Genomic DNA, 1,975 nt, shown 5'->3' with positions numbered 1-1,975 from the left:
CCGCTCAGCCACAAACGACTCAAGGCACGATGGGCCGATCAAAACCTGCTTAGCCTCTTTACTCATATGCGATAGCCCTGCCCCTCAAGGGGGGAGATTGGCAGCGTCGCCTACGGCGCTTTTTCCTGCAGCTTTGGTGATTGGCGAAGGCATTCGCGACGGCCGATCTCCCCCCTTGAGGGGGAGATGCCCGGCAGGGCAGAGGGGGGTGCTGTCCCACCGGCATAGGGACGAGTCTTGGGCTGCTCCGCCCGTGGATGAAGGCGCGGCATGAAAACCCCCATCGCCATCAAGCGCGGCACCGTGGCCGCGATCTTCATCGACCTGCAGGAAGAGCACCGGCAGGACAAGCGCTACCTCGTCGAGGGCTACGCAACGATCCTCGCCAACGTCCAGCGGCTGCAGGCGGCGGCGCGGCAAAACAATGTGCCGCTCTACCATTGGGCCTACATCGTCGACCTCGACAGCCAGGACCGGCCGTTTCATCCGGTCGGTGAGGACGGCAAGTCGGCCTTTTCCGACAAGAGCGATCCGCTGACCGAGATCTGCCATGAGGTGGCGCCGGCTGATGGCGAGGCGCTGCTGGTCAAGGCCGAGGCCAGCGCCTTTCGATCCGGGCCGGCGGCCAGCGACATCAGGTCCGCCGGCATCGAATGGCTCGTCGTGTCGGGCGTCTGGACCGAGGCCTGCATCGACGCTTCGGTGAAGGACGCGGTGGCGAAAGGCTTTCGCGTGCTGCTGGTCAAGGATGCCTGCGGCAGCGGCAGTGCGGCCATGCACCAGACCGGCATCCTCAACCTCGCCAACCGGCTCTATGGCGGCGCCGTCACCGACACCGACGGCGCCTGCCGGCTGCTGGCCGGCGAGACCGTCACCGCCTGGCAGGTCGAAGGCTCGGTGCCGCTGCGCTTCACCTTCGACAACGCGGCCGCGCTCTACGCAGACCTATGACTGCCGAAAGCATGACTCGCGGCAAATACGAAACGCGGCTCGACCCAGAGCTCTGGGCTTATATCGACGCGGTCAACGCCTGGTATCCCCCCGAGATCCTCGGCCAGCCGATCGACAAGCAGCGCGCCGTCTATGACCGGATGAGCCGGGCCTTCCATCAGGGCCGCCCGCCCGGCGTCATGGCCAGCGACAGCCTGATCGCAGCGGCCGGCCGAGACATCCCGATCCGCCGCTACCGGCTTGCCGGCGCGGGCGCGAAGGCGATGGTGGTCTACTTTCATGGCGGCGGCTTCATCCTCGGCGGGCTCGACAGCCATGACGACATCTGCGCCGAACTCTGCGCCGGCACCGGTTTTGACGTGCTGTCGGTCGACTACCGGCTGGCGCCGGAGCATGTGCATCCCGCAGCCTTCGACGATGCCGTCACCGCCTTCGAATGGGCGGCGGCAGCCACCGACCTGCCGTTGGTGTTGTGCGGCGAAAGCGCCGGCGGCAATCTCGCGGCCGGAGTTGCGAAGGCGACGCGCCGCGGCGCTGCCATCGGCCAGGTGCTGATCTATCCCGACCTCGGCGGCGACCAGGCCGCCGGCTCCTATGTCGAGCACGCCGAAGCGCCGCTTCTGTCGCTGCACGACATCGCCTTCTACCGCGACGTCCGCTCCACCAGGCGGCAGTCGCCCGGCGATCCGACCTTCCAGCCATTGCGCGACACCGACTTCTCCGGCCTGCCGCCAACGGTGATCGTCACTGCCGAATGCGACCCGCTGTCCTCGGACGGCGAGACCTACCGCGACCGCATCCTGACTGCCGGCGGCAGAGCGTGGTGGCACGAGGAGCCGAGGCTGGTACACAGCTTCCTGCGCGCCCGCACGACGGTGCCGGCAGCAGCGGAGGCATTTGCGCGGATCGTCGGCGCGGTAGGTGCGCTGGGTCGGGGTGATCTCCCCCCTTGAGGGCAGGGCTATCGCATATGAGTAAAGAGGCTAAGCAGGTTTTGATCGGCCCATCGTGCCTTGAGTCGTTT

2 protein-coding genes are annotated in these 1,975 nt (G+C 67.0%); both read left to right on the top strand.

The genetic code is table 11. The features are described from left to right. The first annotated feature begins 270 nt into the window (after positions 1-270). Complete coding sequence (locus NKJ01_RS36105) at positions 271-951, top strand: isochorismatase family protein (RefSeq protein WP_352735350.1); 681 nt, start codon at positions 271-273, stop codon at positions 949-951. Between the two features lie 11 nt (positions 952-962). Then, a complete protein-coding gene (locus NKJ01_RS36100; RefSeq protein ID WP_352735348.1) occupies positions 963-1,904 on the top strand; it encodes an alpha/beta hydrolase in 942 nt (313 codons plus the stop codon). Positions 1,905-1,975: the final 71 nt, after the last annotated feature.

Origin of the sequence: Mesorhizobium sp. M0276 (genome assembly GCF_040321755.1) — a bacterium.
In the GTDB taxonomy this organism is placed as follows: domain Bacteria; phylum Pseudomonadota; class Alphaproteobacteria; order Rhizobiales; family Rhizobiaceae; genus Mesorhizobium.
This window is presented reverse-complemented; position numbering and strand designations above follow the sequence as displayed.

Excerpts from the sequence above, each read along its gene's own strand:
- NKJ01_RS36100 (WP_352735348.1), top strand. The coding sequence starts at position 963 with ATGACTCGCGGCAAATACGAAACGCGGCTCGACCCAGAGCTCTGGGCT.
- NKJ01_RS36105 (WP_352735350.1), top strand. The coding sequence starts at position 271 with ATGAAAACCCCCATCGCCATCAAGCGCGGCACCGTGGCCGCGATCTTC.